Genomic DNA, 23,390 nt, shown 5'->3' on the forward strand with positions numbered 1-23,390 from the left:
GTCCTGAAAAAACAAGGGCCGAAGCCCCTGAATTTTCCTCAATCCCGCTTGCCGGCAAACCGCTCCTGCCACTCCTCGCGCTCGTCATCGCTGATCTTGCGGAAGGTCACATCAGGTACGGTAAAGGCGTGACCGGGGGCGAGGGTTTCAAGCGCCGCCGGGACGTCATCCGGCCACGTCCAATCGTCGCTTTGCATTGCGCCCATCAGGGTCTCGCTTGCATCTGGAATGAACGGCGATGACAGCACGGCATAAAGCCGGATCAGGTTCAACGCGAGGCGTATCTGCGCTGCGGCCTGCTCCGGGTCTTCCTTGAAGGTCGACCACGGCGCGGCGGTTTGCAGATATTCATTGCCCGCCACCCAGATCGCGCGGAGCTCCTGTGCCGATTTGCGCACCTCCATGGCGGCCATGTGGCCTTCATAGGCGCGGATGCGGGTGGTGAGTTCCTCGATCAGGGCCGTTTCGGTTTCGCCCAAAGTTCCGCCAGCCGGGACTTCCTCGCCGAATTTCGAGCGGCAGAACTTGGTCACGCGGCTGACGAAGTTGCCGAGAACATCCGCGAGGTCCTTGTTTACGCCCGCCTGGAAGTTGTCCCAGGTGAACTCGCTGTCCGACGTTTCCGGCACGTTCGACAGGAGCCACCAGCGCCAGTAGTCGGCGGGCAGGATTTCCAGTGCCTGATCCATGAACACGCCACGCCCGCGCGAGGTCGAGAATTGGCCGCCGTCATAGTTCAGGTAGTTGAACGACTTGATGTAATCGACCAGCTTCCATGGCTCGTCCGAGCCAAGGATCGTCGCAGGGAACGAAAGGGTATGGAACGGTACGTTATCCTTGCCCATGAACTGGGTATAGGTCACGTCTTCGGCGCCCTTGTCAGTGCGCCACCAGCTTTCCCAATCACTGCCTTTGCCCGCGTCGACCCACTCCTGCGAACAGGCGATGTATTCGATAGGTGCATCGAACCAGACATAAAAGACCTTGCCCTCCATGCCGGGCCAGTCTTCGTCGCCGCGTTTGACCGGGATGCCCCAGTCCAGATCACGGGTGATGCCGCGATCCTGCAGCCCGTCACCGTCGTTTAACCATTTGTTGGCAATGGACGTGGTAAGAACGGGCCAATCGGTTTTGCTGTCGATCCACGTTTGCAGCTTTTCCCGCATCTCCGACTGGCGCAGGTATAGATGCTTGGTTTCGCGCTCTTCCAGATCGGTTGACCCGGAGATCGTTGAATAGGGATTGATCAGGTCGGTGGGATCAAGCTGTTTCGTGCAGTTGTCACACTGGTCGCCGCGCGCGGATTCAAAACCGCAATTGGGGCAGGTGCCCTCGATGTACCGGTCGGGAAGGAAGCGCCCGTCGGCATGCGAATACATCTGGGTTTCCGACACTTCTCGGATCAGACCCTGATCGGCCAGACGCCCGGCAAAGTGCTGGGTCAGCTTGTGGTTTTCAGGGCTGGAGGAGCGCCCGAAATGATCAAAGCTCAGCCGGAAACCCTCGGCGATTTTTGACTGGATCGCGTGCATCTCGGCACAGTATTCCGCGACCGGCTGACCTGCTTTGGCCGCAGCCAGTTCCGCCGGGGTGCCGTGTTCATCGGTGGCACACAGGAACAGCACTTCGTTGCCGCGCGCACGCTGATAGCGGGCAAAAAGATCGGCCGGCAGCTGGCTGCCGACGAGGTTGCCCAAATGCTTGATGCCATTGATATACGGAATGGCCGAAGTGATCAGGTGGCGCGCCATGTCTTTTCCCTCGATGTGTTGTTGCGCTCCATCTAGACCAAAGCGGCGCGCAGTGCCAGAGGGTCGAGCGTCGCTCGCTCAGCCGGAGGGTTTGCCATCGTCGCGGTTGTGTTCTTCCTCAACCCGCGTCGGTTCTTCCCGCTGCCGCCGCATCAATCGTCCGATGATGAAAGAGGTGCGTGGCGCATAGACATAACGTGTGCGGTGTCCGACCGTGGGACGGGCACGCATCCGGCTCAGGCCGAACACGATCAGGACGGCGTGTCCGGCGGCGATCATCACGAAGAGGGCCGCAGGGCCAAAGCGTTGAATCAGCCCTGAGGCAAAGAGCGGCGCCGCAATCGCGCCAATCGCGTAAAAAAACATCAGCGCCGCCGACAGCTCGATGCGCTCTTCAGACGTGGCAAAGTCGTTGGCGTGCGCGGCGGCCACGGAATAGATCGGGAATGCGGTCAGGCCGAAGATCACGGCGTTGCCCATGACCAGTGCGGTGCTGCCGCCGCCTATGGAAATCGTTGCAAAACAAGACAATACCGCCGCCGCCGACAACCAGATCAGCACCCAGCGGCGATCATACTTGTCCGCGAGCCACCCCACGGGATACTGCGCCAATGCGCCGCCCAGAACAAAGGCCGCAAGGAACCAGGCGATCTGGTCCGTCTGCAATCCAACCTCCTTGCCATAGACCGGACCGACCATGCGGAAACTGGCCGAGCTCAGCGCGGCCACCACCACCCCAGCCGCCGCCAGAGGCGAGCGGGTCACCGCCAGCATCGGGCGCAAGCGGGGCGCATGCGGAGTTTCCGGCTGTTCCGATTTGGTCAGGGTGAGCGGCAGGATCGCGGCGCAGCACAGGATCGCCAGGATGTTGTAGGATAGGTACATGGCGGGTTCCAGAACACTGATTACCAGCTGTGCGGCGAGGGAAGCTCCCATATCCACGACGCGATAGGTCCCCATCGCCCGACCACGGGTCTCGTTTGTGACCTTGGATTGCAGCCATGCCTCCACCACGGTGTAGCACCCGGCGACGCACAACCCCGAGGCAACGCGCATGATGGCCCATGCCGTGGGATCAATGATGATGAAATGCGCCATCAGGCCAATCGCGCCTGCTGCGGTGAAGGCAGCAAAGGCGCGGGAATGTCCCACACTGCCGATCAGGCGGGGGGCCCACCAGCAGCCAATGAAAAAGCCAAGGAAATGCGCAGACCCCAAGAGACCAATCTGTGAAGTGGTGAAGCCCAGTGCGATGCCCGAAAGGGCATCAAGCGGTCCCACCCCGCCCGTGCTCAATTGGAGAAAGATCACGGAGAGGAACAGGGCGGAAAAGGAAATCATCATGCGCATAAGTCCCTAGCATCGCGGGCGGGCGCGGCGTGGCAAGCGGTTATTCGACGTTCGGGCGTCGTTTTTGGTCCACGCCCTGTTGCTCAGGCACTCAGGCTCTCGTGCAGTTCGGTTGGGCTCAGCCGCGGTTTGTCCGGTAAACCACTGAGATGCCAGGACTGGCGCGGGGAAGTGCGCGCCCGCAGACGGGTCAGCCGCCAGCCCTCGGCGCCCGCAGTATGGGCGGGCGCCATATGCCAGCGGCTTTCGATCCCCTGCGCGCCGCCCTCACCGGGTGTCAGGATCAGCCCGAGCGGAGCCTGCCCGCTCTCGCGCGCCCCGGTTTCGGCAGCCAGGTGCAGACGCCGCACCGGGGTCAGGGCGGGCAGGCCGGGCAGGTCGGCCACCACCAGCGGCACCTGTCCGGCACGCAACGTTTCTTCCATGCACCACAGCACATCTTCGGGGCGGCGGGGGGTGATGAAAGTCACCCGCCCGGGCTGCACGAACCGCGCCATGCCATCCGCATTAAGCGGCGAAGCGCCCCATTCCGGGGCGATCCAGAACACTGGCCCGGGGCGTTGTGATGCCATCCATAACGCAAAGCTGTAGCGCGCCGGACCACAGGCTTCATGCAGCCGTGCCAACGCCAATGCCACCCCCGGCGCGGGGCTGAGAATGGGGCGGGAGCGTTCGGGCGCGCGTTTGAGCAGATGAGTCGCCATGGCTTCAGAATAGCAAGTTCCCACTTTGTTCTCAATTCGGCAGGGCTTTACCCAACGCGGAAATTCCGCCACCGTCGACCCCGAAACAAAGGAGCGCATCATGGGAACGCACGGTTATGAAGGCGGCAGGCTCAACCTGCCATTTGTGGGAATATCGACTTTTGGCAAGCGTCCGTATGTCGAGGACTGGGCCACGCTGGATGCCGATGTCGCGATCATGGGAGCGCCATTCGATTTCGGCACTCAATGGCGCAGCGGCGCCCGCTTCGGTCCCCGCGCCGTGCGCGAAGCCTCAACCCTGTTCAGCTTTGGTCATGCCGGCGCCTATGACCACGAGGACGATGCCACCTACCTTCCGGCCTCCGTGCGGATGGTGGATATCGGCGATGCGGACATCGTGCACACGGATACCGAAAGAAGCCACGCGAATATCGAAGAGGGGGTCCGTGCCATTCTTCAGGCCGGAGCACTGCCCGTTGTGATTGGCGGGGACCACTCCGTCAACATTCCCTGCATCAACGCGTTTGACGGGCAGGGTGACATCCACATCCTGCAAATCGACGCACATCTCGATTTCGTGGATGAACGTCACGGTGTACGCCACGGCCACGGCAACCCGATGCGGCGGGCTGCAGAGAAGGACTATGTCACCGGATTGACGCAGGTCGGAATCCGCAATGTCAGTTCCACCGCCCGCGAGGGGTACGAAGATGCCCGCAACATGGGCAGCGACATCCTCAGTGTCCGGCAGGCCCGCGCCCTTGGTCCCAAAGGCGTCATTGCACACATCCCCGAGGGTGTGCGGGTTTATGTGACCATCGACATCGACGCGTTCTGCCCGTCAATCGCTCCGGGAACCGGCACGCCGAGCCATGGCGGGTTTCTCTACTATGACGTACTCGAGATGCTGCAACAGCTGGCGCAACGGCACGAGGTGGTCGGGATCGACCTCGTCGAAGTGGCCCCGGATTACGATCCGACCGGTTCCACCTCGATCCTCGCGGCACAGGTGCTTCTCAACTTCCTGGGGTTCATCTTCCACGCCCGTGCCCAGACCTGATCCGTTCGCTTTTCCTTTTGCCAGAAATATCCTGGGGGAGTCGCCCCGCAGGGGCGGCGGGGGCAACGCCCCCAACCCGCTTGCACTTGGCGACCCAACCCCTAGGCTGTCGGAAACGCACAGATATCAGGATGACCTGCCATGAAAATGAATCCTCTTGGCCGCACCGGGATGACCGTGTCCGAACTCTGCCTTGGCACGATGACCTTCGGAACTCAGACCGACGAGACCGAGGCACACGCCCAGATCGACATGGCCTTGGCGGCGGGGATCAATTTCGTGGACACGGCGGAAATGTACCCGGTCAACCCGGTCAGCGCGGAAACGCAAGGGCGCAGTGAAGTGATCATTGGCAACTGGTTCGCGCGCACCGGGCGGCGGGCTGACGTTATCTTGGCGACCAAGCATTCGGGGCAGGGATTGGCACACGTGCGCAATGGCGCCCCGATTGCCTCGAAGACCATCCCGGAAGCGATTGACGGGTCGCTGAAACGGCTTCAGACGGACTATATCGATCTCTACCAGTTTCATTGGCCAAACCGTGGCTCCTACATGTTCCGTCAAAACTGGCGCTATGATCCCTCGAAACAGGATCATGCGGATACGATGTCTCACATGGAGGATGCGCTTGGGGCTCTGCAGCGCGAAGTGGATCGCGGACGTATTCGCGCGTTCGGTCTGTCCAATGAAAGCGCTTGGGGAACGTCGCAATGGGTGCGTATTGCCGAGGCCAACAGCTTGCCCCGCGCGGCATCGGTGCAGAACGAATATTCGCTGCTGTGCCGCCTGTACGATACGGATATGGCGGAGATGAGCGTCAACGAAGACGTCGGGTTGTTGGCGTTTTCGCCGCTCGCGGCCGGCCTGCTTACCGGCAAATACCAGCATGGCGCCGTCCCGGAAGGGTCCCGCAAGTCCCTGGTTGAAAACCTCGGCGGACGGATCACCCCGCGTGTATTCGATGCAATTGATGCTTATCTTGCCATCGCGCAACGCTACGGCATTGATCCGGTGCACATGGCTCTGGCCTTCACACTGCATCGTCCCTTTCTGAGCAGTTCCATTTTTGGGGCAACGCATCTTGACCAGCTCGAACATATTCTGGCGCTTGATGGTTTGCGATTGAGTGACGAGGTGTTGTTGGAGATTGACGACGCGCACAAATCTCATCCGATGCCTTACTAGCCGTGATGTTACGAATTGGGTATTTGAGACCATTGAGAAGCAGGAGTGGACTTGCTTTTGCGATGCGTGCCGCGATAGGGCGGGGCAGTTGGGTCGGGAGAATACAATGCAAGACGAAGTTTTGGCGGTAGTGCGCGCGTCGGCGCCGCGACGGTGGTTCGGGATCGGCGTCATGGCAGTGCTGGGAGGGCTGCTGATTTACCTGGCCTTGTCGACACCCCCGTCTTTGGGGTGGCAGGTTTTCCTGATCGTATTCGGGGTGGCGGCCCTCTGGTTGGCCGAAACGACCCGCAAAGCAACGGAACACGAGGTGCAGCTGACTTCGAAGGGGCTGCGCAGTTCGTCTGGTGAGGAGATTGCGTCGGTGGATCAGATTGCCTACGTCGAGCGCGGGACTTTTGCGATGAAACCGTCGAACGGGTTCCTGTTGCGCTTGAAAGAACCCCGGTCGCGCAGGTGGCAACCGGGGCTTTGGTGGGCGACGGGCCGCCGGGTCGGCATTGGCGGCGTTACGCCCGGTTCGCAATCCAAGGTGATGGCGCAGATGCTCGAAGCCCTTCTTGCGGAAAGGGACTAGACCCTTTCCCAGGCAAGGAGCGGCGCGAAGCGGGGACGCGTGAACACAAAGGTATTGATGTCAAGGGCTCCGATACCAATGTCGATCGGTGAATCGTACCTGCCGAATGTCTCGACGAGAATCAGGCGTTCTCCGGAAAGCAGGGTGGGAATATTCGGCACGTATGTCGGCAGGTCGGTATTCGACAGGGTTTGCGCTCCGCCGCTGGCGTGCGACCAGTCAAGGCGATACTTGTTGCCCTTCTTGCTGTAAGTGAACACCGATACCCGCAGCGAGGTGGGCCCATCTGAACGCGCCAAATTGTTGAACAAGTCGAGCGTATTGTCGAGATAGGTCTGATTGATCGCCACCGTTTCACGGGACAGCATGTCGGAAATCGTAAAGGCGGCCTTGTCCGCGGCGGAACGCGATTTGTACAGGTCGAAGAACATGATCGTGGCAAGAAAAGCCCAGAACAGAATGGGCACCAGGATAACGGTTTCCACGGCCACAGTTCCCGAAGTGTCTCTGCGGAACCGGTCCAGGAAGGACTTCATATGAGAAAAGGGCATCATGTTACTTGGGCTCCTGAACGAAGGCGGAGATAGCGATCATTGACACGTCACCGGCGCTGTCCTTGACCAGATGGTAGCCAAGGCCGGTGGTGGGGAAGAGCGGCTCGGTCTTGGCACAGGCCCTCAAGATCATGAGTTCGTTGCTCTCACCCGCGTGGAATTCGGTGACCGGCTGCACCTCTTCGGCGCGGTTCGTGCAGGTCGCTCCGGGGGGAACGCCCGTCCAGGCCCGCGGATTGAGTTGGATCATCTCCAGCATCAGGTTCGAGGTACAGTTCGGAATGAAATGCGCTTCTTCACATATCCGGTCGCGGATCTCGTCATGTGTGGGCTCGTAGCCTGTTCCCAGCCGGATATCCCGTACAACGACATCCAGCGCGCGCTCCAGAAACGAATTGCGCAAGTTCAGCATACCGGCCTCAACCGAGGAAAGCAGAAGTACCAGAAACACGGGCACCATGACGGCGAATTCGACGGTCACATGACCGGTTTCGTCTTTCTTGAACCGGCGGGCGATTTTTCCAACAAGCGACATCATTGGGTCAACCTCAGCGTGCGAATGGATGTTGCGATGGCGTCAAAGGCGTCAGAAATTTCCAGCCCTTCCGCGTCGAAGTAATGGCTGTCCGAGCTTGCGCAGTCCTGCAATACACGCTGCCCGCGCTGCGGTGCTTCGAACCCAATGGCGAACACCAGCGTTCCCTGATCCTTGGTTATGTCGCAGATGTTCTTGGTATACTGATCCTTTGCCGTGGATTCTTTTTTGGAAAACGCCGAAGTGTACCAGTCCGCATAAGCGCTGCTGCTGAAGGAAAACAGATTGCTGGCAATCCACTTCAAGGACGCACGTGCCAGCAAATCCTGGTTGGTCACTTGAACGGCATCTCCCGGTTCGGGGTGCATTGCACAGTTGTAGTTCTCGTCGCAGACATACATTTCCCCGGCGCCATAGGGATGATCGTACCAGCCATTCATGTGTGGCCAAAAATAGTTGTAGGTTCCATTGGAATGGTACACGGAATACACGTCCGCCTCAGCATTGTACCAGACATCCGACAGACTTGTGCGCATCGACGGGTTGAGCATGTACTGATCAGTGTTTTCGCCGTCCGACATTACGACAAGAACCTTGAGAACATTCGGATTTGTGTAGTCGGTGGGGCGACCGGTCCAATTGGCGTCAACGGTCCCAGCGGTGATCAAGCCGTCGATAATGTCGCGCGTGCTTGGATCCAGAAGCACAGATCCCCATTTCACTCCAAGATCGATGGACGTGTTGCCGCCGGCCGACATGGAATCGATGAATGCATCAATCTCTGCCTTGTCGTTGGAAAACGGCAGGATTTGCGAACCTGCACGCGTCGGGCAGACGGGCAGTTGAATTGGATCTTCAGACGTGGTGAACGGGTCGAAATGGGCCGTGCGTTCCAACGGCTCGTTGGGTGTGAAGTAGGCTTTGCTGAACTGGTCCGACACAAAGTTCACGCAATGCGAGTAACTGTGTTCGCTGGACACATTCAACTGATCCAGAATTTGCGCGCCAGCGTTCACTTGCGTGGCATAGGGGACGATCGTGATCGAAACAGTCCCGGCCTCGGCGGTGGTGAGCATTGTCTCAACAAAGTCTTTTGCCGCCACCTTCAGGTTGGCGAGGCGGCTGTTCCAGCCCATGGAACCCGAGATGTCGAGAACCAGAGACACTTCGACATTGCCAATACTTTCCCTCGCCGTACCTCCTGCCGGGGCGGCCAGGGTATCGACGCCGACGAGTTTCATGAATTCAGTATCCACGGATGCGGCGGCCTTGGCCGTGACTTCACGAAAGCCGATCCCCTCATTGACGGTCACGCTGTTGAGATACTCGCTGAGACCAGCCTTGACGAAATAGTCACCGACAACTTCGATCGGTTCCCTTTCCTGATCGAGGTCGGCAGCGGCAAGAACGGCGCGATCGAGTGTGTGTTGCAATTTGGTGCGTTGTCGCTCTGTGTTCATCAGGTCAACACTCATCCCGCCGACCATCAGCATGATCAGGAAAAGAGCGATTGCGAATCCAACGATGACGCCGTCTTCCTCCCGGATAAAACGGTGCATCCAGTTTGCGGTGCGATCCTGCAACCGGCCCAGCGGCTGCCCGGTTTCTGTTGCGCAGTTGCCCTGCAGAAAAAGGCGTTTACTCATTCGCATCTTCGGTACCTCGCGTCGGCGCGTTTTTGGGGTGTGCCGCCCGCAAGGGGGCACTATGCGCCACAGTCAATGTCCTTTAGGAATTGGGCCAAAATTGGGCGAAAGAGCGGTTGAGGTTGGGAATCCCTTCTAAATAAGACCTTTCTATACAGCCACTTGTAGACAATTACTGCATCTGGTGCGGGTTTGTTTCGAGTGTCGAAACCAACCTCAAAAAACTGCCCAAAAAATAATCTTCCCTCGTCAATGATGCGGTAATGGGCTTAGTGTCCGATCTAATAGGGCTGCGGCAGCGAGTCGCAGTCGGTAATGTGTCAGGAGAGGATTTATGGGCGCAGTCAAAGAGCCGAGTTTTCGCGAAAGTGTGGACCTTATGTTCAACCGGGCGGTTGCCCTGATGGACCTGCCGCCCGGCCTCGAAGAAAAGATCAGAGTGTGTAATGCCACTTACACGGTGCGGTTCGGTGTGCGGTTGCGTGGCAAGATTCAAACATTCACAGGATATCGTTCGGTGCATTCCGAACACATGGAGCCGGTCAAGGGGGGCATTCGTTATGCGCCGTCCGTGAACCAGGACGAGGTCGAGGCGCTGGCGGCGCTGATGACCTACAAATGTGCCCTTGTCGAAGCGCCGTTTGGTGGCTCCAAGGGCGGCTTGTGCATTGATCCGCGACAGTATGATGAGCATGAGTTGGAACAGATCACGCGGCGTTTTGCCTATGAGCTGGCAAAGCGCGACCTGATCCACCCCAGCCAGAACGTGCCTGCTCCGGACATGGGAACCGGCGAGCGCGAAATGGCGTGGATCGCCGATCAGTACGCCCGGATGAATACAACGGACATCAATGCGCGTGCCTGTGTTACCGGCAAACCGCTCAATGCAGGTGGCATCTCTGGCCGCGTTGAAGCGACGGGGCGCGGTGTTCAATTCGCTTTGCGCGAATTCTTCCGGGATGAGCGCGACGTCGCCAAGGCCGGGTTGAGTGGAAAACTGGATGGCAAGCGCGTGATCGTGCAAGGGCTGGGTAACGTGGGATACCACGCGGCCAAGTTCCTGAGCGACGAAGACGGGGCCAAGATCATTGGTATCATCGAACGTGACGGAGCCTTGTTCAATCCGGCCGGGCTCGACGTGGATGCCGTCTATCAATGGCTGGTGAAACACGGCGGTGTGGCGGGATACCCGGATGCGACCCACACCGCCGAGGGGGCCGCGGTGCTCGAAGAGGAGTGCGATATCCTGATCCCGGCAGCACTTGAGGGGGTTATCAACCTGTCAAATGCCAAGAACATCAAGGCCCCGCTGATCATCGAGGCCGCCAACGGTCCGATTACGGCAGGGGCGGATGATGTCTTGCGCGCCAAAGGGACAGTTATCATTCCGGACATGTTCGCCAATGCCGGGGGTGTGACCGTGTCATATTTCGAGTGGGTCAAGAACCTGAGCCACATTCGGTTTGGCCGCATGCAGCGCCGCCAGGAAGAAGCGCGGCACCAGCTGGTCGTGGATGAGCTGGAAAAGTTGAGCAAGGCGGCGGCAATTCCCTACACCCTGTCCCCCGAGTTCAAACAGAAATATCTGCGCGGGGCGGATGAACTGGAACTGGTGCGGTCGGGGCTGGATGACACGATGCGCATCGCCTACCAGTCCATGCGAGAGGTGTGGCATGACCGAGCCGATGTGGAGGATTTGCGCACCGCCGCCTACCTCGTGTCGATTGGGAAGGTGGCGGCAAGCTACAGGGCAAAGGGGCTGTAATTTCATGCAGGGAGGCGACCTCGACATAACTTGCAGTTGCGGCCTGTTTCGGGCGCGTCTTACCGGTGTCGGACCGGGATCGGGGTCGCACCTGATGTGTTACTGCAAGGATTGTCAGGCCGCCGCTCGCCACCTTGGTGCCGATGATACGCTCAAGCCAAGGGGCGGCTCGGACATCTATCACACGACACCTTCTCGTTTGTCGATCGAAGACGGCGCAGAGCATCTTTCGTGTCTGCGTCTGTCCCCGAAGGGACTGATGCGTTGGTATGCGGGGTGCTGCAATACCCCGCTTTTCAACACCCTGCCAAGGGGGAAACTCGCCTTTGTTGGTGTTTTGACACCGACCCTTCGGGCCGACGGCGCGGCCGAAGCGATTGGCCCGGTTATTGCCGTGGTCAACACGTCCGGGGCGCAACCCGGTCCCGGCACGCTCCGGGATCGGGGTTTCCTGAAGGCCGGGTGGCAAATCATGCGGCGGCTCGTTTTGGAGAAGCTGCGCGGAACAGCGCGGGACAATCCGCTTTTTGATGAAAGAGGCGTGCCCATTGTCTCGCCGCGTGTGCTTACTTTGGATGAGCGCAGGGCAGCGACGCGTTTCTAAAAGTTTTTTTGTAATCCGGATCATCTAGGTTTGATCGGCCTTCGTAAGAATGAGCAGGACGCAATCATTCATGTGGTGAAGGATCTATTGGGCAAAATGAAAAGACGCGAGATTTTCAAGGCTACGGTAGTAGCAGCGCTCGGCGTTTCAAATGCAGCAGAGGCACAACAGACGACGGGGTGGGCGGCGATCGTCGATGGGCTTGCCGTCTATCAGTCCGAAACAGACCTGAGCGGCGGCGGGGCTTTTTCGGTAGATCGCCAGTTTTTGCGCGTTGGCGCGCTTTACCGCTCGCCCGAAGGGGCAAGCTTTGGTGTCCTTGCGAGCTTTGGCCGGTTTTCCTACGACTTCAACTCGATCGGTTCAGCACTTTGGGGAGATGTGCGGGATATTCGCCTCTCGGCGCCCATTCGTTTCGGGGTAGGTGAGCACGCCAAGGTGCTGATCTCTCCCTCTGTACGCTGGGACTACGAGAACGATGCGAGCGCATCGGACGGCGTGACCTATGGAGTTTTTGCCGGTGTGAGTTGGGAGATCTCAGACACACTCGAGATCGGGCCGGCGTTCGGCGCCTTCTCGCAACTGGGCAGTAACGATCTGGATCTTTTTCCGGCCCTTCTGGTCAGTTGGGATATGGCGCCCCGATGGAACCTGAGCACCGGTACCGGTCTGGGGGCGAGCCAAGGTCCGGGGGTCACACTCAGTCATCAAGCTACCGATCGCACCAGAATTTCATTTATCGCGCGCTCGGAAAAAAGCCGGTTCAGGCTGGATAATGCCGGTCTGGCGCCTGGCGGTGTTGGCGAGGACACCAGCGTGCCTGTCGTGCTGTCGCTGGTATATACCCCCAATCCCGGAGCTTCGATCAGCGCTTTTGCAGGGGCAGAGCTCGATGGGAGACTGAAACTGGAAAACACCGCCGGTACTCTTGTCAGCTCCCAGTCCTTTGTTGTGGCACCAATCCTTGGTCTGAGCTTTCGCTTCATGTTCTGAACTGAGAACCGCTTTGCGGGGCGATTTCCAGACGGTGGTCGCCCATTGACACGTTTCTGTCGATTCCGTTCTGGTCTTTTGAAGCTCAGTTTGTACTCATGACGGGTAAGGTTATCCAAACACCCGGGGGACAGGGATGCGCTTTTCAGGCTGGAAGGTCATCAAGGAAGGGTTGACTGGCAACAGGGGCTGGTCGGCGCATTGGCGGGATGCCCAGCCCAAGCCCGAGTACGATATGGTGATTATTGGCGGTGGCGGACATGGCCTTTCGACCGCCTATTACCTGGCAAAGAACCACGGAATGACGAACATCGCCGTTTTGGAGAAAGGTTACCTTGGCGGCGGAAACGTCGGGCGAAACACAACGATTGTGCGCGCCAACTATTTCCTGCAGGGAAACTCCGAGTTCTACTCGCACTCTCTCAAGCTCTGGGAAGGTCTCGAAGAGGATCTGAACTACAACGTAATGCATTCCCAGCGCGGGCTGATCAACCTTTTCCACAGCGACGGGCAAAGGGATGCTTTTGCGCGCCGGGGTAACATGATGGTCAACCAGGGGGATGATGCGATCCTGCTGGATCGAGATGGCGTGCGCAAACACCTCCCTTACCTGGATTTCGAGCAGACCCGTTTCCCGATCTATGGCGGCTTGTACCATCCCCGTGGAGGCACCGCGCGCCATGACGCAGTGGCCTGGGGCTATGCGCGGGGTGCATCGGACCGTGGCGTTGACCTTGTCCAGAATTGTGAAGTCACGGGGATCGACATCGAGAACGGTGTCGTGAAAGGAGTGCAAACCACCAGAGGTGCAATCCGGGCAAAGAAGGTCGGGATCATTGTCGCCGGGCGTTCTGGGCAGGTGGCGGCAATGGCCGGGCGGCGCCTGCCGATCGAGAGCCACATCCTGCAGGCATTTGTGACCGAGGGGCTCAAACCGGTCATCGACCATGTGATCAGTTTTGGCATGGGACACTTCTATATCAGCCAGTCGGACAAAGGCGGTTTGGTGTTTGGAGGGGATCTCGATTTCTATGCGTCCTATGCGCAACGCGGCAACCTCCCAATGAAAGAGCATGTCATGGAGGCCGGTATGACGCTGATGCCGATGATCGGTAAGGCGAAGGTACTTCGGTCGTGGGGCGGGATTATGGATATGACACCCGATGGATCTCCGATTATCGACAAGATGGAAGGGATCGATGGTCTCTATATCGACTGCGGCTGGAACTATGGCGGGTTCAAGGCGGTGCCTGCCTCGGGATGGTGCATGGCGCATCTGATGGCAACGGATCGTCCGCACGAAGTGGCGGCAAAGTACCGGCTCGACCGGTTCCGCACCGGGATCGGCATCATGGACGAAGAGGGCACCGGCTCTCAGCACAATCTGCATTGAGGGGCAAGATGTCGGTTTTTGAGCTTTTTTGGCAAAATAAAGTTGCGGGAGCGGTGCCATGCGGCTGACCTGTCCTGTGTGCGGCGAGCGGGATCGGCGCGAGTTCTATTACATGGGGGATGCGGTGGCCTTGCGGCGACCTGACCCCGAGGCTGGTGACGCTGTGTGGGATGACTACCTGCACAACCGAGACAATCCGGCGGGTGTGACCCGCGATCTTTGGCAACATGAGGGGGGCTGCGGCGCTTGGATCGTCGTGACCCGCAATACGATGACGCATGAGGTTTTGGAAACGGCTCTGGCCTCGGATGTCAAAGGGAGCGTGGGATGAGGATTGCGGGCAAAGGGCTGGTCGATCGTCAAGCGCGGGTGTCGTTCCGTTTTGATGGCCATACCTATCAGGGGTTTGCCGGCGACACGCTGGCCTCGGCGCTGTTGGCCAATGACATCCGTGTCGTTGCGCGTTCGTTCAAGTATCACCGCCCGCGCGGCGTGATGGGCGCGGGGAGCGAGGAGGCCAATGCGCTTGTGACCATCGGATCGGGAGCGGCGCAAGATCCGAATGTGCGGGCAACGGTGCAGGAAATTTACGAAGGGCTCGAGGCGCGTCCGCAAAACTGCTGGCCCAGCCTGACGGTGGATCTTCTATCCGTGAACGACCTTGCCGCTCCTTTTCTGGGCGCGGGGTTCTATTACAAGACTTTCATGTGGCCGCGTGCCTTCTGGGAAAAACTCTACGAGCCGGTGATCCGCCGCTCTGCAGGACTTGGCGCCCTGAGCCACCAGCACAACCCGGACGCCTATGAAAAAGCCTTTGCGTTTTGTGACTTGCTGGTGATCGGCGGCGGCCCGGCGGGATTGATGGCGGCCTTGACGGCGGCACAGACTGGGGCGGACGTCATCCTGGCTGACGAGGATAGTCTGTTCGGCGGGCGTCTGAACGGGGATGTCGAAACCGTGGGCGGCATGCCGGGAGCGGAATGGGCCCAAAGCATCGTGGATGCGCTGGAGGCGATGCCCAATGTCCGGCTGATGCGCCGAACGACCGTGACCGGGGCCTACGATCAAGGAACCTATGGCGCGCTTGAGCGGGTGGCGCATCACCTTGCAGATCGCGGCGGGCAACCGCTGGAGTGTTTCTGGCGGATCGTCGCCAGGCGCGCGATCCTGTGCGCCGGGGCCATTGAACGGCCCATTGCGTTTCGCAACAACGACCGGCCCGGCATTATGACCGCAAGCGCCGTGCGCACGTATCTGAACCGCTATGGTGTGGCGCCGGGTCGACGTATCACTTTGTTCGCCAATAACGACGACGCACACCGAACCGCGCGGGACCTTGTCGATGCAGGCGTTCACATAGCGGCTGTTTTCGATAGCCGGCGCGACGTCCCAGAGAACAACGCTTATCCGATCTATCGGGGCGCGGAAGTCTGTAACACGTCCGGGCGCCGGGGGCTTGAGAGCGTGACTTTCCGAACGGCGAGCGGTGAGGACAAGGTTGAAACCGATTGCCTTGCCGTGTCCGGCGGGTGGAATCCCAGCCTGCACTTGACCTGCCACATGAACGGGCGCCCGCAATGGAGCGAAGCGATTCAGTCCTTTGTGCCAGTTGAGGGGATGGTTCCTGGGCTTGATACTGCTGGCGCCTGTCGCGGAACCTTGACGACCCATGGCGCCCTGCAGGAGGGGGTTGCGGCGGCGCAGGTGGCGCTGGAAGCCTTGGGCATTGCGTTCGACAAGATCGACATCCCCGAAGCCGAGGACGCGCCCTATCGTGTGTCTCCCCTTTGGGCTGTCGCTGGCAAGGGGCGGGCGTGGCTCGATTTCCAGAATGATGTGACCGTCAAGGACGTCAAGCAGGCGGCGAAGGAAAACTTCGCAAGCGTCGAGCACATGAAGCGCTATACGACGCAGGGCATGTCACCGGACCAGGGCAAGAACTCCAACGTGGCCGCTTTGGCTGTGCTTGCGGATGCAACTGGGAGAGGCATTCCCGAAACCGGAACGACCACGTTTCGCCCCCCGTTCGTGCCCGTGTCGATCGCAGCCATGGGGGCAGCGGCGCAAGGCGCGGGGTTCGCCCCTCAGAGGTTCACGACCAGCCATGCGGCGAGTGTAGATCGCGGCGCCCCTATGATCGAGGCGGGGCTTTGGTACCGGCCTAGCTATTTCCCGGCGCCGGGCGAGACTACGTGGCGACAATCCTGTGACCGCGAAGTCAATATGGTGCGCAATGCTGTCGGGGTTTGTGACGTGTCGACGCTTGGCAAGATTGATATTCAGGGCCCGGACGCGGGTGCATTCCTGGATTTTGTCTATACCAACATGTTCTCGACGTTGAAGGTCGGGCGGACGCGTTATGGCTTGATGCTCCGCGAGGACGGCACCGTAATGGATGACGGTACGACCGCTCGGCTTGGCGAGACCCACTTTGTCATGACCACCACCACAGCTGCCGCCGGTCTCGTGATGCGCCACCTTGAATATGTGCATCAATGCCTGTGTCCGGAGTTGGATGTGTCGATGATCTCGATCACCGAGCAATGGGCGCAGTTCGCGGTGGCCGGGCCTAAATCGCGCGAATTGCTGGATGCGCTGGTGGATGAAGATATCAACCACGACACTTGGCCTTTCATGGGATGTGGGGGCGTCACCATCCAAGGCGTGCGAGGCCGTCTGTTCCGAATTTCGTTCAGTGGTGAACATGCTTACGAGATCTCTGTGCCCTCCCGCTTTGGCGACAGCCTGTTCCGGTTGTTGACCGCGCGTGCCGAAGCGCTGGGCGGTGGGCTTTACGGGATGGAAGCACTTAACGTGCTGCGGATCGAGAAAGGCTTTATTACACATGCCGAAATTCATGGGCGGGTAACGGCATTTGATATCGGGATGGAGCGGATGGTCAGCCAGAAAAAGGACTGTATCGGCAAGACTATGAGCGAACGCCCCGGGTTGAATGGACCCGAGCGGGAACAACTGGTGGGGCTGGAACCGATTGGTCCGGTCAAGCAGATCACCGCCGGAGCGCATCTCTTTGAGAAGGACGCCGCCCCGACGCGCGAAAACGCGCAAGGCTACACCACTTCGGTCGGGTTCTCGCCCACGCTGGACGGCTTCCTTGGTTTGGGTTTCCTTCGGAACGGGCGGGCGCGACATGGTGAGGAGGTCATGATGGTGGATCATCTTCGGAATGTAACCACCCGCTGCAAGGTTTGTGATCCAGTGTTCTTTGATCCTGAAGGAGGACGTGTTCGTGGCTGAACTGTTGGCGAAATCGCCCTGTGAGGGTTTGTTGCCCAAGGAAGTTGACGGTCTGACCCTTAGTGAAGCTACGCGCGCAACGATGACATCGCTGTCCCCATATCGTGGGCAGGAAGCGGCATTGTCGGACGTTTTGAAAACTGAACACGGGATGGCCTTGCCAAGGCCGAACCGCAGTGCCGGGAAAGAAGGCGCGCGCGCGGTCTGGTTCGGGCAAAGGCAGGTGATGCTGATTGGGCCCGACCCTGCGTTGTCTTTGGCAGATCACGCTGCCCTCACGGATCAGTCCGATGCCTGGGCGGTCGTCCTGCTCGAAGGGGAAGGGGCTGAGGATGTTCTTGCGCGGCTCGTTCCACTGGACCTGCGTCGCGAGCATTTCAAAAAAGGGCACACAGCACGCAGCCAGTTGCAGCACATGATGGTCTCCATCACCCGTGTCGGCGATGCCCGGTTTCAGATCATGGCGTTTCGCTCCATGGCCAAAACGCTGGTTCACGAGTTGGAGATTGCGATGATAGGGGTTGCAGCGCGGCGTGCATCCTGACATCAAAGTCGTCACCTGATCCGAGAAATGGAGTTCTGCCATGCGCTTTCTGACCGCATTTGCCATTGTTGCTGCCACCACAGCGGCGGCCCCTGCCTTTGCAGGCAAGAAAGCAGAGTGCGAACTTCAGGCGGCAATCGTAACCCGTGCTGCCGAACTGCGCATGGAGCGCAAAAGCGAAAAGAAAGCTGTGGCGATCATGACTTCGGGCGAGGATGAATCCGTTGCCGAGAAATACCTTCCGGCAGTTCCGCACATTGTTGACTGGGTCTATAACTCGCTGAGCCGGAAGCAGCTGAAGCAGGATCCTGGTGCGGCGTATCTGGATACCTGTATCAACAACTGACGCGGCTGGACTCTGTCCCCGGCCTCTTCCTATATTGAACGCCATGAGTTTGCCTCCCGGCTTCCTTGATGAACTGCGCAGCCGCACCAGCCTAACACAGGTGGTGGGGCGAAAGGTTATGTGGGATGCGCGCAAATCCAATCAGGGCAAGGGTGACATGTGGGCGCCATGCCCGTTTCATCATGAAAAAACGGCCTCTTTTCATGTGGATGATCGCAAGGGCTATTACTATTGCTTTGGCTGCCACGCCAAAGGCGACGCGATCAAGTTTGTGCAGGAAACCGAGAATGTCGGATTCATGGAAGCGATCCGCATTCTGGCAGACGAAGCCGGCATGCAGATGCCCGAGCGTGATCCGCGCGCGCAGCAAAAGGCCGATCGGCGCACCCAGCTTGCCGAGGTCATGGAAATGGCGGTTCAGCACTACCGCCTGATGCTGAACACCGGGGCCGGTGGGGCGGCGCGCGACTATCTTGAACGGCGCGGTCTGGACGAAGCGGCGCGCGGTCGGTTCGAGATCGGCTTTGCGCCAGAGGGATGGCAGGGGCTGTGGGATCACCTGACCGGCAAAGGGGTGGCGCCCGACCTGATCCTTGGGGCCGGGCTGGCGAAACCGTCGAACAGGGGCGGCAAACCCTATGACACGTTCCGGAACCGGATCATGTTCCCAATTCGCGATGCCCGGGGGCGCTGCATCGCTTTTGGTGGCCGGGCCATGGATCCCGACGACAATGCCAAATACCTGAACTCTCCCGAAACTGACCTTTTCGACAAGGGGCGCAGTCTCTATCACCACGGACCCGCGCGCGAGGCCGCCGGGAAGGGGCAGCCCCTGATCGTGGCCGAGGGCTACATGGATGTGATTGCGCTGGTCGAGGCGGGCTTCGGGGCCTCGGTGGCACCGCTTGGTACGGCGATCACGGAAAGCCAGTTGCAGCTTTTGTGGCGCATTGCCGACGAACCGATCATCGCTCTTGATGGCGATACCGCCGGTCTGCGCGCGGCGATGCGGGTGATTGATCTCGCGCTACCATTGTTGGAGGCGGGCAAGTCCCTCCGCTTTGCCATCATGCCCGAAGGGCAGGATCCCGACGATCTCATCCAAGCAAAAGGGGCAGGGGCCGTCCAGAAGGTATTGGATCAGGCCATGCCGATGGTCAACTTGCTTTGGCAGCGCGAGATCGAAGGCAGGGTCTTTGACAGTCCCGAGCGCAAGGCCGCTTTGGACAAGGCACTGCGCGAAAAGATCAAGCTGATCAAGGACCCTTCGATCCGGGCCCATTACGGACAGGCCATCAAAGATATGCGCTGGGAGTTGTTCCGACCGCGTAGGGGGGGCAGCCCCCAGCGTCGGGGGCAATGGGCGCAAGGACCCAAAGTGCAGATGCACACGAAGTCGTCGTTGCTTGCAGCCAGCGAAGGTCAGGTTGAGCACCGTTTGCGTGAAGCAGTCGTGTTGAGTGTCGCTCTGTTGAGCCCCGAAGTCCTGGATGATTTCGAATACGAAATAGAAACCATGGAGTGTCTGGATCCAGAAAATGCGCGTATCCGGGACGTGTTGTTGCGCGTGGCCAACAATCCCGACCCTCGCGCAGCGGTTGAGGCCGCTTTGGGGAGCGAGGCTGTTGAAAAGCTGCTGCGGCACCCCTATGTCGCCATCACCCCGGCGGTCAGACATCCCGGCGACGTGGATATCGCACGTATGACGCTGGGCGAGGAGCTCGCCAAGCTCAAGACCGAACGAGGGCTTTTTGCCGAGATCGCCGAGGCCGAAGAAGACCTGCTCGGGGTCGCGGATGAAGCCGTGACTTGGCGCTTGGGGCAGGCTGCTGAAGCCCGCAACAATGCGCTGCGCAGCCGTCAGGAGGATAGCGGCGAATACGAGGTCGGCCCCAATGGAGCGCCCATCGACAAGGATGAGAGGGCGGCATTGGATGCACTGACCGAGAGAATCGATTTCACCCGAGGGGGCAAGCCGCGTCGCGGCTAGCGCGTTTTGGTGAGGAACAGGTAAAGAAATACGGGTAAACAGGGTTGCGAATCACCCTATCGCGATATTGATTCGTTCTACGCGAATCACCCTCAGCCCGAATTTGCAGGAGCACCCGCATGGCCGCCAAGGACAACGACGACCAGAAGCCCGCCGATCAGGACGCCGAGATCTCACTCGATATGAGCCAGGCCGCCGTCAAGAAGATGATCGCCGAGGCTCGGGAAAAGGGATACATCACTTACGATCAGCTCAACCAGGTGTTGCCGCCCGATCAGGTCAGTTCGGAGCAGATCGAAGACGTCATGTCGATGCTGTCCGAAATGGGCATCAATATCATTGAGGACGAGGAGGCCGAGGAAGAGGATCAGAAATCCACCGCCGTGGTCGATACCTCGTCGGCCAATCGTGGTGTGACCCTAGCATCGGGGACCAGCGAAAAGCTTGATCGTACAGACGATCCGGTGCGCATGTACCTGCGCGAAATGGGCTCGGTTGAACTTTTGAGCCGCGAAGGCGAGATCGCGATTGCCAAGCGCATCGAAGCCGGCCGCAACACGATGATCGCCGGACTGTGCGAAAGCCCTCTCACGTTCCAGGCGATTACCATCTGGCGCGACGAACTCCTGAGCGAAGATATTCTGCTGCGCGACGTGATTGATCTGGAAACCACTTTTGGCAACCAGATGGGTGATGACGAAGAAGAGCCGGTGGTCGAGGCCGCCAACGTCGCCACAGCGCCCAAGAAAGAAGACCAGCAAGAGCTTGACGCCGACGGCAATCCGATTGCCAAAGAAGATGATGAAGACGAGGACGAGCAGGCGAACATGTCGCTGGCGGCGATGGAAGCCGCGCTCAAGCCGCGTGTTCTGGAAACCTTGGATACCATTGCGCGCGACTTTGCCCTTCTGAGTGAAATGCAGGACGCCCGGATTTCGGCAACGCTGAACGAGGATGACTCGTTCTCTTCCAAGGAAGAAGACACCTATCAGAAGCTGCGTTCGGAGATTGTCGAACTGGTGAACGAACTACACCTTCACAACAACCGGATCGAAGCGCTGATTGATCAGCTTTATGGGATCAACCGCCGGGTGATGCAGATTGACTCGGCCATGGTGAAACTTGCCGATCAGGCGCGTATCAATCGTCGTGAGTTCATCGAAGCCTATCGTGGGCGCGAACTCGATCCGACCTGGCTGGATGATATGGCGCAGAAGCCGGGGCGTGGCTGGCAGATGTTCATGGAGCGCTCGGTTGGAAAGGTCGAAGAGCTTCGCAACGACATGGCCCAGGTTGGCCAGTATGTCGGTCTGGATATCTCGGAATTCCGCCGCATCGTGCAGCAGGTCCAGAAGGGTGAGAAGGAAGCGCGTCAGGCCAAGAAGGAAATGGTCGAGGCCAACCTGCGCCTCGTGATCTCGATCGCTAAGAAATACACCAACCGCGGCCTGCAATTCCTCGACCTGATCCAGGAAGGTAACATCGGCCTGATGAAGGCGGTGGACAAGTTCGAGTACCGCCGCGGCTACAAGTTCTCGACCTATGCGACCTGGTGGATCCGTCAGGCGATCACGCGCTCGATCGCCGACCAGGCCCGCACTATCCGTATCCCGGTCCATATGATCGAAACGATCAACAAGCTGGTCCGGACCGGGCGCCAGATGCTGCATGAGATCGGTCGCGAACCGACTCCGGAAGAACTGGCTGAAAAGCTGCAGATGCCTCTCGAAAAGGTTCGCAAGGTGATGAAGATCGCCAAGGAGCCGATTTCGCTGGAGACGCCGATTGGCGACGAAGAAGACTCGCAGCTGGGCGATTTCATCGAGGACAAGAATGCCGTACTGCCACTCGACAGCGCCATTCAGGAAAACCTCAAGGAAACCACGACCCGGGTTTTGGCCAGCCTTACCCCACGCGAGGAACGGGTTCTGCGGATGCGCTTTGGCATCGGTATGAACACCGACCACACGCTGGAAGAGGTGGGCCAGCAGTTCAGCGTGACCCGCGAACGTATTCGCCAGATCGAAGCCAAGGCGCTCAGGAAGCTGAAACACCCGAGCCGGAGCCGGAAGCTTAGGAGCTTCCTGGATCAATAATCGGGAGGGGGCTTCGGCCCCCTTTTTCGGTTGCGATCATGTTTTGGTTGGGTGTCTTTGATTGGACAGCAGCGCGTCTTGGCGCCTATGCTGAGGCATTCAAAGGGGAATGGTTCGAGATGGCTTTGAAACAGATCATTGCTGGCGCTGTCTTTTCAGTAGCAGCAGGCGCTGTAGCTGCGCAGGGGTTCGGCATTGGTTTTGGCGCGGTCGCTCGTCTTCAGGTCAATCCACTGCCGGGGAAAGGCAATTTCGAGGTCATTGAAGGGCCAAGCACCGGACCACAGCGCTTTTGGTGCGAAGCCGGGAATTATGCGGTGCGACTGGGGGCTGGGGCGACGGACCGGATGTATATTCTCTACCCGCTTGGAAAGGCGCGCAGTCAGAAAAACCGCTATGGCGTCGGTTTCACGATCAATCCAACGAAGGAAGTGTTGGCACAGGCCAGTCGCCCCGGTGATGGAGGCAATTACTCGGTTTCAGTGAAACGAGTTGGCTACAACCTCAGCATCGGCCACGCACGTGGGTTCTGCAATTTGGGCGTCACCTACTGATCCGAACACGCTATCACCGCGTAATATTGGTATGTTACGCGGAGGAGCCATGAAACGCCTGTCACTCATTTTGCTGCCTGTTTTCTGTTTCCCAACGCCAGCGGTCGCCCAAGCGTTGTTCCTCAACCCGGTTTACGACCTGCCAGGCAACAAAGGGTTTGAAGTGGTTGATCGGCTTGGGACCGATACCGCGCGTATTTGGTGTGACGCGGCTCGGGCCGCGCGCAGTCGCGGAGTTGGCGTAACAGAACGTTTATACGTCACGCGCGGCTACGGTCCGAGCCTGTCAACGCCGGGTATTGATGGGGTCGCCTTTTCTACCCGACCATCGAATTCGGTGCTGGAGGCTGCAGCATCGCTCAAAGGGCCGCGCACACTGTCTTTGACGGATGTGGGTAACAACATGACAGTTGGGCAAGGCACGGGGTATTGCGTGTTTGAAATCGACGGCTGAGCCTTGCGGGGCTGAGCTGAGCACGTCACCT

The 23,390-nt window shown here is 59.2% G+C and carries 21 protein-coding genes; 15 read left to right on the plus strand and 6 right to left on the minus strand.

Going from position 1 to position 23,390, the window contains the following annotated elements:
• Positions 1 to 38: 38 nt before the first annotated feature.
• From metG to ACS3QZ_RS01060, 3 genes are all read right to left on the minus strand, one after another.
• Entirely contained in the window at positions 39 to 1,751 is a 1,713-nt protein-coding gene (gene metG, locus ACS3QZ_RS01050) for a methionine--tRNA ligase (RefSeq protein ID WP_456036166.1), read from the minus strand.
• A gap of 78 nt (positions 1,752 to 1,829) precedes the next feature.
• Positions 1,830 to 3,101, minus strand: a complete 1,272-nt coding sequence (locus ACS3QZ_RS01055; RefSeq protein ID WP_456036167.1) for an MFS transporter — start codon at positions 3,099 to 3,101, stop codon at positions 1,830 to 1,832.
• 83 nt (positions 3,102 to 3,184) lie between these two features.
• On the minus strand, positions 3,185 to 3,805 hold the full coding sequence (locus tag ACS3QZ_RS01060; RefSeq protein WP_456036168.1) for an ImuA family protein: 621 nt from the start codon (positions 3,803 to 3,805) through the stop codon (positions 3,185 to 3,187).
• A 100-nt stretch (positions 3,806 to 3,905) separates the two neighbouring features.
• Here ACS3QZ_RS01060 and speB point away from each other — a divergent pair, with 100 nt between their 5' ends.
• The 3 genes from speB to ACS3QZ_RS01075 all read left to right on the plus strand — a co-directional run bounded on the left by speB (position 3,906) and on the right by ACS3QZ_RS01075 (position 6,627).
• On the plus strand, positions 3,906 to 4,865 hold the full coding sequence (gene speB / locus ACS3QZ_RS01065; RefSeq protein WP_456036169.1) for an agmatinase: 960 nt from the start codon (positions 3,906 to 3,908) through the stop codon (positions 4,863 to 4,865).
• A 141-nt stretch (positions 4,866 to 5,006) separates the two neighbouring features.
• A complete protein-coding gene (locus tag ACS3QZ_RS01070; protein WP_456036170.1) occupies positions 5,007 to 6,050 on the plus strand; it encodes an aldo/keto reductase in 1,044 nt (347 codons plus the stop codon).
• A 106-nt stretch (positions 6,051 to 6,156) separates the two neighbouring features.
• A complete protein-coding gene (locus tag ACS3QZ_RS01075; RefSeq protein WP_456036171.1) occupies positions 6,157 to 6,627 on the plus strand; it encodes a hypothetical protein in 471 nt (156 codons plus the stop codon).
• On the opposite strand, the gene ACS3QZ_RS01080 is transcribed toward ACS3QZ_RS01075, so the two are convergent.
• The 3 genes from ACS3QZ_RS01080 to ACS3QZ_RS01090 all read right to left on the minus strand — a co-directional run bounded on the left by ACS3QZ_RS01080 (position 6,624) and on the right by ACS3QZ_RS01090 (position 9,362).
• The gene (locus ACS3QZ_RS01080) at positions 6,624 to 7,112 is read right to left on the minus strand and encodes a hypothetical protein (protein WP_131814347.1); all 489 of its coding nucleotides are present in this window, start codon (positions 7,110 to 7,112) and stop codon (positions 6,624 to 6,626) included. The two genes, ACS3QZ_RS01075 and ACS3QZ_RS01080, sit on opposite strands and share 4 nt — an antisense overlap.
• A gap of 70 nt (positions 7,113 to 7,182) precedes the next feature.
• Positions 7,183 to 7,719: a TadE/TadG family type IV pilus assembly protein gene (locus ACS3QZ_RS01085; protein ID WP_093093235.1), complete on the minus strand. Its 537-nt coding sequence runs from the start codon at positions 7,717 to 7,719 to the stop codon at positions 7,183 to 7,185.
• Positions 7,716 to 9,362, minus strand: a complete 1,647-nt coding sequence (locus tag ACS3QZ_RS01090) for a pilus assembly protein TadG-related protein (RefSeq protein ID WP_456036172.1) — start codon at positions 9,360 to 9,362, stop codon at positions 7,716 to 7,718. The genes ACS3QZ_RS01085 and ACS3QZ_RS01090 overlap by 4 nt, the downstream gene beginning before the upstream one ends.
• Before the next feature lie 334 nt (positions 9,363 to 9,696).
• Here ACS3QZ_RS01090 and ACS3QZ_RS01095 point away from each other — a divergent pair, with 334 nt between their 5' ends.
• The 12 genes from ACS3QZ_RS01095 (at position 9,697) to ACS3QZ_RS01150 (ending at position 23,359) form a co-directional block, all read left to right on the plus strand.
• The gene (locus tag ACS3QZ_RS01095; RefSeq protein WP_093093231.1) at positions 9,697 to 11,127 is read left to right on the plus strand and encodes a Glu/Leu/Phe/Val family dehydrogenase; all 1,431 of its coding nucleotides are present in this window, start codon (positions 9,697 to 9,699) and stop codon (positions 11,125 to 11,127) included.
• A 4-nt stretch (positions 11,128 to 11,131) separates the two neighbouring features.
• Positions 11,132 to 11,731 carry a DUF6151 family protein gene (locus ACS3QZ_RS01100; protein WP_456036173.1) on the plus strand — a complete coding sequence of 200 codons (600 nt, stop codon included), beginning with the start codon at positions 11,132 to 11,134 and terminating at the stop codon, positions 11,729 to 11,731.
• A 30-nt stretch (positions 11,732 to 11,761) separates the two neighbouring features.
• Positions 11,762 to 12,724, plus strand: a complete 963-nt coding sequence (locus ACS3QZ_RS01105) for a hypothetical protein (RefSeq protein ID WP_456036174.1) — start codon at positions 11,762 to 11,764, stop codon at positions 12,722 to 12,724.
• Between the two features lie 136 nt (positions 12,725 to 12,860).
• A complete protein-coding gene (locus ACS3QZ_RS01110) occupies positions 12,861 to 14,117 on the plus strand; it encodes a sarcosine oxidase subunit beta family protein (protein ID WP_093093227.1) in 1,257 nt (418 codons plus the stop codon).
• Positions 14,118 to 14,175: 58 nt separating this feature from the next.
• The gene (locus ACS3QZ_RS01115) at positions 14,176 to 14,448 is read left to right on the plus strand and encodes a sarcosine oxidase subunit delta (RefSeq protein ID WP_093093225.1); all 273 of its coding nucleotides are present in this window, start codon (positions 14,176 to 14,178) and stop codon (positions 14,446 to 14,448) included.
• Entirely contained in the window at positions 14,445 to 17,375 is a 2,931-nt protein-coding gene (locus tag ACS3QZ_RS01120) for a sarcosine oxidase subunit alpha family protein (RefSeq protein WP_456036175.1), read from the plus strand. The genes ACS3QZ_RS01115 and ACS3QZ_RS01120 overlap by 4 nt, the downstream gene beginning before the upstream one ends.
• On the plus strand, positions 17,368 to 17,919 hold the full coding sequence (locus ACS3QZ_RS01125) for a sarcosine oxidase subunit gamma (protein ID WP_456036176.1): 552 nt from the start codon (positions 17,368 to 17,370) through the stop codon (positions 17,917 to 17,919). Before ACS3QZ_RS01120 ends, ACS3QZ_RS01125 begins: the two co-directional genes overlap by 8 nt.
• Before the next feature lie 40 nt (positions 17,920 to 17,959).
• Entirely contained in the window at positions 17,960 to 18,265 is a 306-nt protein-coding gene (locus ACS3QZ_RS01130; RefSeq protein ID WP_456036177.1) for a hypothetical protein, read from the plus strand.
• Positions 18,266 to 18,308: 43 nt separating this feature from the next.
• On the plus strand, positions 18,309 to 20,255 hold the full coding sequence (gene dnaG / locus ACS3QZ_RS01135) for a DNA primase (RefSeq protein WP_456036178.1): 1,947 nt from the start codon (positions 18,309 to 18,311) through the stop codon (positions 20,253 to 20,255).
• 119 nt (positions 20,256 to 20,374) lie between these two features.
• A complete protein-coding gene (rpoD, locus tag ACS3QZ_RS01140) occupies positions 20,375 to 22,351 on the plus strand; it encodes an RNA polymerase sigma factor RpoD (RefSeq protein ID WP_456036179.1) in 1,977 nt (658 codons plus the stop codon).
• Between the two features lie 119 nt (positions 22,352 to 22,470).
• Complete coding sequence (locus tag ACS3QZ_RS01145) at positions 22,471 to 22,905, plus strand: hypothetical protein (protein WP_456036180.1); 435 nt, start codon at positions 22,471 to 22,473, stop codon at positions 22,903 to 22,905.
• Positions 22,906 to 22,954: 49 nt separating this feature from the next.
• Entirely contained in the window at positions 22,955 to 23,359 is a 405-nt protein-coding gene (locus ACS3QZ_RS01150; protein ID WP_456036181.1) for a hypothetical protein, read from the plus strand.
• Positions 23,360 to 23,390 lie beyond the last annotated feature (31 nt).

It is taken from the genome of Shimia sp. W99, assembly GCF_053851455.3.

Excerpts from the sequence above, each read along its gene's own strand:
- metG (WP_456036166.1), bottom strand. The coding sequence starts at position 1,751 with ATGGCGCGCCACCTGATCACTTCGGCCATTCCGTATATCAATGGCATC.
- ACS3QZ_RS01055 (WP_456036167.1), bottom strand. The coding sequence starts at position 3,101 with ATGCGCATGATGATTTCCTTTTCCGCCCTGTTCCTCTCCGTGATCTTT.
- ACS3QZ_RS01060 (WP_456036168.1), bottom strand. The coding sequence starts at position 3,805 with ATGGCGACTCATCTGCTCAAACGCGCGCCCGAACGCTCCCGCCCCATT.
- speB (WP_456036169.1), top strand. The coding sequence starts at position 3,906 with ATGGGAACGCACGGTTATGAAGGCGGCAGGCTCAACCTGCCATTTGTG.
- ACS3QZ_RS01070 (WP_456036170.1), top strand. The coding sequence starts at position 5,007 with ATGAAAATGAATCCTCTTGGCCGCACCGGGATGACCGTGTCCGAACTC.
- ACS3QZ_RS01075 (WP_456036171.1), top strand. The coding sequence starts at position 6,157 with ATGCAAGACGAAGTTTTGGCGGTAGTGCGCGCGTCGGCGCCGCGACGG.
- ACS3QZ_RS01085 (WP_093093235.1), bottom strand. The coding sequence starts at position 7,719 with ATGATGTCGCTTGTTGGAAAAATCGCCCGCCGGTTCAAGAAAGACGAA.
- ACS3QZ_RS01090 (WP_456036172.1), bottom strand. The coding sequence starts at position 9,362 with ATGAGTAAACGCCTTTTTCTGCAGGGCAACTGCGCAACAGAAACCGGG.
- ACS3QZ_RS01095 (WP_093093231.1), top strand. The coding sequence starts at position 9,697 with ATGGGCGCAGTCAAAGAGCCGAGTTTTCGCGAAAGTGTGGACCTTATG.
- ACS3QZ_RS01100 (WP_456036173.1), top strand. The coding sequence starts at position 11,132 with ATGCAGGGAGGCGACCTCGACATAACTTGCAGTTGCGGCCTGTTTCGG.
- ACS3QZ_RS01110 (WP_093093227.1), top strand. The coding sequence starts at position 12,861 with ATGCGCTTTTCAGGCTGGAAGGTCATCAAGGAAGGGTTGACTGGCAAC.
- ACS3QZ_RS01115 (WP_093093225.1), top strand. The coding sequence starts at position 14,176 with ATGCGGCTGACCTGTCCTGTGTGCGGCGAGCGGGATCGGCGCGAGTTC.
- ACS3QZ_RS01120 (WP_456036175.1), top strand. The coding sequence starts at position 14,445 with ATGAGGATTGCGGGCAAAGGGCTGGTCGATCGTCAAGCGCGGGTGTCG.
- ACS3QZ_RS01130 (WP_456036177.1), top strand. The coding sequence starts at position 17,960 with ATGCGCTTTCTGACCGCATTTGCCATTGTTGCTGCCACCACAGCGGCG.
- dnaG (WP_456036178.1), top strand. The coding sequence starts at position 18,309 with ATGAGTTTGCCTCCCGGCTTCCTTGATGAACTGCGCAGCCGCACCAGC.
- rpoD (WP_456036179.1), top strand. The coding sequence starts at position 20,375 with ATGGCCGCCAAGGACAACGACGACCAGAAGCCCGCCGATCAGGACGCC.
- ACS3QZ_RS01145 (WP_456036180.1), top strand. The coding sequence starts at position 22,471 with ATGGCTTTGAAACAGATCATTGCTGGCGCTGTCTTTTCAGTAGCAGCA.
- ACS3QZ_RS01150 (WP_456036181.1), top strand. The coding sequence starts at position 22,955 with ATGAAACGCCTGTCACTCATTTTGCTGCCTGTTTTCTGTTTCCCAACG.